The sequence below is a fragment of the Soonwooa sp. genome (assembly GCF_030151385.1).
Classification (GTDB): Bacteria; Bacteroidota; Bacteroidia; order Flavobacteriales; family Weeksellaceae; genus Soonwooa.
On sequence record NZ_JASLDS010000017.1, the window covers coordinates 1 to 6,661 of the forward strand.

General features: G+C 36.0%; 6 protein-coding genes. 2 read left to right on the plus strand and 4 right to left on the minus strand.

What is annotated here, in order from left to right:
- The first annotated feature begins 39 nt into the window (after positions 1-39).
- Positions 40-2,172, plus strand: coding sequence for a S46 family peptidase (locus tag Q1V95_RS02510; RefSeq protein ID WP_300669938.1), 2,133 nt, complete (start codon positions 40-42; stop codon positions 2,170-2,172).
- A 163-nt stretch (positions 2,173-2,335) separates the two neighbouring features.
- On the opposite strand, the gene Q1V95_RS02515 is transcribed toward Q1V95_RS02510, so the two are convergent.
- Both Q1V95_RS02515 and Q1V95_RS02520 read right to left on the minus strand, forming a co-directional pair.
- Entirely contained in the window at positions 2,336-2,632 is a 297-nt protein-coding gene (locus Q1V95_RS02515) for a GNAT family N-acetyltransferase (RefSeq protein ID WP_300669940.1), read from the minus strand.
- A 191-nt stretch (positions 2,633-2,823) separates the two neighbouring features.
- Positions 2,824-4,035, minus strand: coding sequence for a type IX secretion system plug protein domain-containing protein (locus Q1V95_RS02520; RefSeq protein ID WP_300669942.1), 1,212 nt, complete (start codon positions 4,033-4,035; stop codon positions 2,824-2,826).
- Positions 4,036-4,095: 60 nt separating this feature from the next.
- Between Q1V95_RS02520 and Q1V95_RS02525 the strand changes: the two genes are divergently transcribed.
- Positions 4,096-4,734, plus strand: a complete 639-nt coding sequence (locus Q1V95_RS02525; RefSeq protein ID WP_300669943.1) for an MBL fold metallo-hydrolase — start codon at positions 4,096-4,098, stop codon at positions 4,732-4,734.
- A 376-nt stretch (positions 4,735-5,110) separates the two neighbouring features.
- Here the strand turns inward: Q1V95_RS02525 and Q1V95_RS02530 are convergent, their stop codons facing one another.
- Positions 5,111-5,671 (minus strand): thioredoxin family protein, encoded by a 561-nt coding sequence (locus Q1V95_RS02530; RefSeq protein ID WP_300669945.1) that lies wholly within the window; start codon positions 5,669-5,671, stop codon positions 5,111-5,113.
- 2 nt (positions 5,672-5,673) lie between these two features.
- Positions 5,674-6,576 (minus strand): tRNA (adenosine(37)-N6)-dimethylallyltransferase MiaA, encoded by a 903-nt coding sequence (gene miaA, locus Q1V95_RS02535; RefSeq protein WP_300669947.1) that lies wholly within the window; start codon positions 6,574-6,576, stop codon positions 5,674-5,676.
- Positions 6,577-6,661: the final 85 nt, after the last annotated feature.

Here is a 6,661-nt window from a genome sequence, read left to right on the forward strand (position 1 = left end):
GAATAAATTGAGTAAATTAGCCAGCAAAAATTTTACTCTATGAAAAGAATATTTTTAGCACTTACTTTTCTTTTGAGTTTTGCTCAGATGAGAGCAGACGAAGGAATGTGGCTATTAATGCTTATCAAGCGTCTTAATGGCGTTGACATGCAAAAAGAAGGCCTAAAATTGACGCCTGAAGAAATCTACTCAGTTAACAATTCTAGCCTTAAAGATGCTATTGTACAATTCGGTGGTGGATGTACTGCTGAAGTTGTTTCTAAAGAAGGTTTGTTATTTACTAACCACCACTGTGGATATGGTAACATCGCAGCACTTTCTACCCCAGAAAAAGACTATTTAACAAATGGTTTTTGGGCAATGAAGAAAAGTGAAGAACTTCCTGCTAAAGGACTTTCTGTAAGATTCTTAGTAAGAATGGATGATGCTACACAAAGAATTAATTCTAAATTGAATAACAGCATGTCTGCTGAAGACAGAAAAAAAGTTATCGATGCAGAATATAAAGCAATCCAAGCTGAAAACAGCGAAAACGGAAAATACACTGTAATCGTAAGAGATTTCTTTAACGGTAACGAATTCTATTATTTCGTATATCAAGATTACAAAGACGTAAGATTAGTTGGTACACCTCCTAACTCATTAGGAAAATTCGGTGGTGACACTGATAACTGGGAGTGGCCAAGACACACTGCAGATTTCTCTGTGTTCAGAATTTACTCTGACGCTAATGGAAACCCAGCAGAATATTCTTTAAATAACGTTCCATTAAAGCCTAAGCATTCTTTACCAGTTTCACTAAATGGTTACAAGCCAGGTGATTTTGCAATGATTATGGGTTACCCTGGAAGAACTAATCGTTATTTAACATCTTACGGTATCAAGCAAATGGTAGAAAAAGACTATCCAGCTTGGGTAGAAGCTTCTAAAGTTGCTATGGATGTTATGAAAAAACACATGGACAAAAGCCAAGCTGTGAAGTTAGGTTATGCGTCTCAATATGCTTCTGTTGCTAACTACTGGAAAAACAGACAAGGTACAATTGATGCTGTTATCAAAAACGGAACTATTGCTGACAAACAAAAAGTAGAGCAAGCTTATAAACAATGGGCGTCTATGCCAGAAAACAATGCAACATATTTGGATGTACTTCCAAACATTGAAGGTTATTACAAACAAGTATCTAGTAGAAATGCTGAGCGTAACTATATGTCTCAACTTTCTAGAAATGCGAAATATGTAAGCATTGCAGCTTCTTTAGGAAGCATGTTAAAAACTTATGCTGAGCAAGATCAAAACGGAAGAGCTCAAATGAAGCAAAAAGTAACTGACGCTATTGATAAAGTTTACGAAACTTTCAATCCAAAATTGGAAGGTGATATGATTTCTGCGATGTTTGCTTTGTATCAAGCTAGAGTTGCTAAAGATGTTGCTTCGCCAACAATTATGGCAGCAAATGCAAGTACAATCGCTAATACAGCTTTTGCTTCGATTTTTGCTAATAAAGAATCAGCAATGAAATTCTTAAACAACCCAGATGTTGCAGCTATCGGAAACGATCCACTTAAAAAAATTGGTGATGCAATTGTAGTTGAGCAAAAAATTGCTAGCGACAAATATGAAAAAGTTGACGACGACTTTGCAACTAACACAAGATTATTCTTAGACGGTCTTAAAAAATCTCAACCAAACAAGAGCTTCTATCCAGATGCTAACTCAACAATGAGATTAACTTATGGTACTATCGAAACTCTTCCTAAAAGAGCTGATAGAAACTACAAAGGCATCAAAGAAAACTACTACACAACTATCGATGGTATGGTTGCTAAGTATAAAAAAGGTGACGAAGAATTTGACCTTCCTACAAAATTGATTAGCCAAGCTAAGAAAAAAGATTACGGTCAATATGCTGACAAAGATGGAAGTCTTCACGTTAACTTCTTGTCAAACAATGACATCACAGGAGGTAACTCAGGTTCTCCAATCTTAGATGCTAATGGTCACTTAATCGGACTTGCTTTCGATGGTAATAGTGAAGCTTTGAGCGGTGATATCGTATTCGAACCAGAATTACAAAGAACCATCAATGTTGATGCAAGATTTGTACTTTGGGTAATTGACAAATTCTCAGGAGCTGGTCACTTAATCAGCGAAATGGAACTTGCTAAATAATTCCAAAGCAAACATAAAATTAAAGAGGCGCTAAAATTTAGCGCCTCTTTTTTATTACAACAGAAACAACCTGAGATCCAGCTGAAATAAAAAAAGGCTCAAATGTTAGATTTGAGCCTTAATATCTTATACGAGAATTTTTAATAAAAACTAAAGTAGCAACCTATGATTTTAACAAAATATCTTGAACATCGTCCATTCGATGCATTACTGTTTTCGCATACGAACAATGTGGATAGACTTTCCAATTGTTAGTGCGGGCAAAATCTATGGCTTCTTTTACGATAAGTTTACCAAGACCTTGTCCTTCGAATTTTGGATAAATATTGACAAACGAAATTACAAATCGGCTGTCTTCTGGCATTATTGTATAAGTCAATCTTCCTACTTCCTCAGTGTCGTTATGCATCGTCATAAATCCGCCGTTGCCAGATTGGTGATTTTGGTATGTGTAATTCATATTTTTTTATTTTTAAATTAAATTTCAAATATTATTCCAAATGGGGCAACTGCGGGACGCGATAGGGATAGTAGCGAATATCCTTTTATGAGGCGGCTGAGCGCAGCGAAGTCCACCTCACAAAAGATAGCAGCGGATAGCCCGACCCGAAAGCTTCGGAAAAAGCGAAGGCTCGGGAATCGCCCAAAATATTATTTTACTGGTGTGCGGAATTCGCCGTAACCCAACAATCCATCATAGTTGCGACCAAATGGCGTGTAATATAATAGTCCTTGGTACAAGTTTTCGGTTTGCCAAAAGTTACCATTTATTTCGCCAAAGTTAAGGCTGCCATCGGCGTTCTTGGTAGCTAACATATAGTTGTAGAAACCTTGTTTTAGATAGATTTTCGCAACATACATTTTGTTGGCTTCGTCGTAAGTCATAAGGCTATTTTTATCAGCTTTGTAATCGTTGAACAATCCAAGAACGTAAATATCTTTGTTCATTTTTAAACTCTCTAATGCGAAATGAACCCAAGAATAATCGGCTTCTTTGTTAGCGTCACGCTCGATGCCTAGGTCATTTCTGCGGAAATAAAAAGCACCATCTACGTCGCCATAAGCTTGATAGGTCTCAGGATAAGCCCAAACTGGGTAAAGGAAAGTTTGATTTTGGCCATTGTCGAAACCAACATTGGCAACCATATCGTAAGCTTGATTAATAACCTTGTTGTCGAAATAATAAAACTCGCTGTTTCCTGGAAATGCGATATTCAGCTGTTGGAAAAGCATTTTGTTACCCAAAGTAGAAGTCGGACGTTGGTTAGAAATCGTGGTATTCCAATTGTTGTTTTGCATCACCGTCAACGAAATCGAATTAATATTATTGGTCACTGCTGTGCCACTGCCGACTGCTTGGATCTCTACACGTTGACGCAAATCTGGATTTTTGGCATCTTGAAATCTCGTGATTTGCAAACCTAAATTAGCTGCATTTTCGTACATCGAAAAACGCTTTTTGAAAAGCGGTTTGTCAGCAGAATCTTTGTAAACGATAATCTCATAGTTGCCCGAAATCTTTGGCGTAATTTTTTCGTTCGGGAAAGTTAACTGATAATGCGTGTAAGCCTGAGTCGTGTTAAAGGAATACTGAAAGTTATCAATAAGCGCATTGAGGCTTCCATTGGCAAATTCTGTAAAGAAAAGTCCATCGTCCTGCCAATTGCGATCGTAATGTTTTAAGGTATATCGATAGACTTGACTGCTGTTGGTTAAATCATCAAACCTTAAAATAAGTTGTTCGTTAAAGCCAATAATTGCAGTTTCGTCGTTGGTTTGTGGATTAAACAGTTGGATGCCAGCAATCTTTTGAGCTTGCAAAAAACCGACTGACAAGAAAAAAATAAAACTTAACTTCTTCATATTACGAAGATAACGAAAATTAGATTCGATTTGGTATTTTTGTAATATTAAGAAATACCTATGTTACATATTAAGCAGTTTGCCTTTAATCCTTTTTCGGAAAATACATACATCATTTATAACGACGACAAAGAAGCCTTTATCATTGATCCTGGAAATTTCCAAGTCCATGAAACACAACAGATTGAATCGTTCTTAGACGACAACCAACTAAAAGTCAAAAACATTTTGCTAACACATGCACACATCGACCATGTTTTGGGACTTCAGTGGGCTTATGACAAATATGATGTTCCTGTTTTGTTACATCTTAATGATAAGGAATTGCTAGACAGAGCGCCGATGAGTGCGATGCAGTTTGGATTTGCCTTTACGCCATTTGTTGGAAATTTAGAATTTCTGAACGAAGGTGATGTTATTAAACTTGGTGATGAGGAATTTAAGATTTTATTTGTACCAGGACATTCCCCAGGAAGTATTGCTTTCTATAACGAAAAAGAAGCTTTTGTAATTTCGGGTGATGTTTTGTTCTATGGAAGCATCGGAAGAACTGATCTTTATAAAGCCAGTCACGAGCAATTAATCGACAGCATCAAAACGAAGTTATTAGTTCTGAATCCTAACACCAAAGTCTACAGTGGACACGGCGATCCTACGACTATCGGTTTCGAAAAGGATTTTAATCCTTTCTTGAAGTAAGTTTTATTCAAGCCTAGCGTGTTTATAATTTTACAAAACAATTTAAGAGAATGTTTAAAATTTATAAGCTTAATTTATTTAATCAAAATAAACTAAGTTTATTCTTTATTAAACATTAAGAAACCCTTTAGGTTCGACCTAGTCAAATTTAGTAAATCAATCTGTTTATTTAATTAAGAAATCAATAAATTGATTTTTGTTAAGGTTTTAAGCTTATTTCTTTTAAATCTTAATTACTTAATGTTAAAAAAATCACAATAAGATTTAGTAAAAATATATTTTTAGAAAAATAGTAAAACTGATATTTTTTACAAACCACAAAAGGTTTTTCATTCAATAAAAAACGCTCTCAAAAATTTGAGAGCGTTTGTATTTATTAAGCTTTCCACTTGATGTTGCAACCCAAACTTGGTTTTTGCAAATCTTCTTGCGGTTGGTCTGCCAAAAGGTTTTCAAATGCAATAATTAGATCCTCACCTGTTATTTCTTTTTGGTTCCCTGGACGCGAATCATCCATCTGACCACGATATACCAACTTCAAATCTTTATCAAACAAAAAGAAATCTGGTGTGCAAGCTGCTTCATAAGCTTTAGCAACTTCCTGAGACTCGTCGTATAAGTACGGAAAATTAACACCATGTTCCTCTGCAAAGTCAACCATCAATTCGGGACCATCAGCAGGATATGCGTTAGCGTCGTTAGAACTAATTGCGATAAACTCGATACCTTGCGCCTTATAGTCATCATAAAGTTCAGCCAATTTTTCGATCACATGCAATACAAAAGGACAGTGATTACAAATGAACATCACCAAAGTCGCTTTTTCACCTTTCAGCGCATTAAGCGTTTCAATTCTGTTTTCTTGAGAAGGATTAGGTAGTGCAAAGTCTCCAGCAACGGTTCCTAAAGCCAACATATTAGAAGGAGTATTAGCCATTTTTATAAAATTTTGTGAAGCAAAGATAAGCTTTCTTCGACAGAATTTTCGAAGTTAACCCAATTAACATCAACTAACTTTTTGTTCCAAGTAACTTGGCGTTTTGCATACCGACGCGAATTCTTTTTAATTTCCTCAACAGCAAAGTCCAACGTCCATTCGCCACCCATGTACCGAAATAGTTCGGTGTAACCAACCGTTTGCAAAGCAACTTTATCACGATGAGGCAAAAGACCTTTCGCTTCTTCAAAAAGACCTTGTTCCATCATAATATCTACGCGGCGATTAATTCGGTCATAGACAACTTCTCGCGGTGCATCGATACCAATTCTTATGGTTTCGAAGTTTCTTTTATTTTTTGGAGCGTCAAGATTTTCAGTGTAAGATTTCCCTGTCTGAAAAATAATATCCAAAGAGCGGAACAAACGACGTGGATTTTCTAGATCAACATTGTTATAATAATCGGGATCCAAAATTTTCAAAAGATTCTGTAAAGGTTCAATGCCTTCTTTTTCAAAAATAAATTGCAATAACTTTTGGTTGTCTTCGTCGGCTTCTGGCAAATCGTTCATTCCCTCAACAACCGCTTTTTCGTACATACCACTGCCACCAACCATAACGACAACATCATGATTAAGGAATAATCCATCCAATTTGCCAAGCGCTTCCTTTTCGAATTGTCCAATAGAATAATAATCGTCAATGCTAAGATTACCAATAAAATGATGCGGAACTTCGGCCAATTCTTCATCGGAAGGTACAGCAGTTCCTATTTTCATCTCTTTATAAAACTGTCGCGAATCGCACGAAATAATCTCAGTCTGCTGAGACTTTGCAATTTCGATAGCGAGTTTTGTTTTTCCGATTCCGGTTGGTCCTACAACAGAGATGAGCCTTTTCAAAATTTTATTTTTTGCGAAAATACGAAATCGAATAATTATTATTAATTTTAATCCACTTTTGAAACAAAATATGACACCCAATATTCAA

Bases quoted from the DNA above. Each gene is read 5' to 3' on its own strand.
- Q1V95_RS02510 (WP_300669938.1), top strand. From the start codon at position 40: ATGAAAAGAATATTTTTAGCACTTACTTTTCTTTTGAGTTTTGCTCAG.
- Q1V95_RS02515 (WP_300669940.1), bottom strand. From the start codon at position 2,632: ATGAATTACACATACCAAAATCACCAATCTGGCAACGGCGGATTTATG.
- Q1V95_RS02520 (WP_300669942.1), bottom strand. From the start codon at position 4,035: ATGAAGAAGTTAAGTTTTATTTTTTTCTTGTCAGTCGGTTTTTTGCAA.
- Q1V95_RS02525 (WP_300669943.1), top strand. From the start codon at position 4,096: ATGTTACATATTAAGCAGTTTGCCTTTAATCCTTTTTCGGAAAATACA.
- Q1V95_RS02530 (WP_300669945.1), bottom strand. From the start codon at position 5,671: ATGGCTAATACTCCTTCTAATATGTTGGCTTTAGGAACCGTTGCTGGA.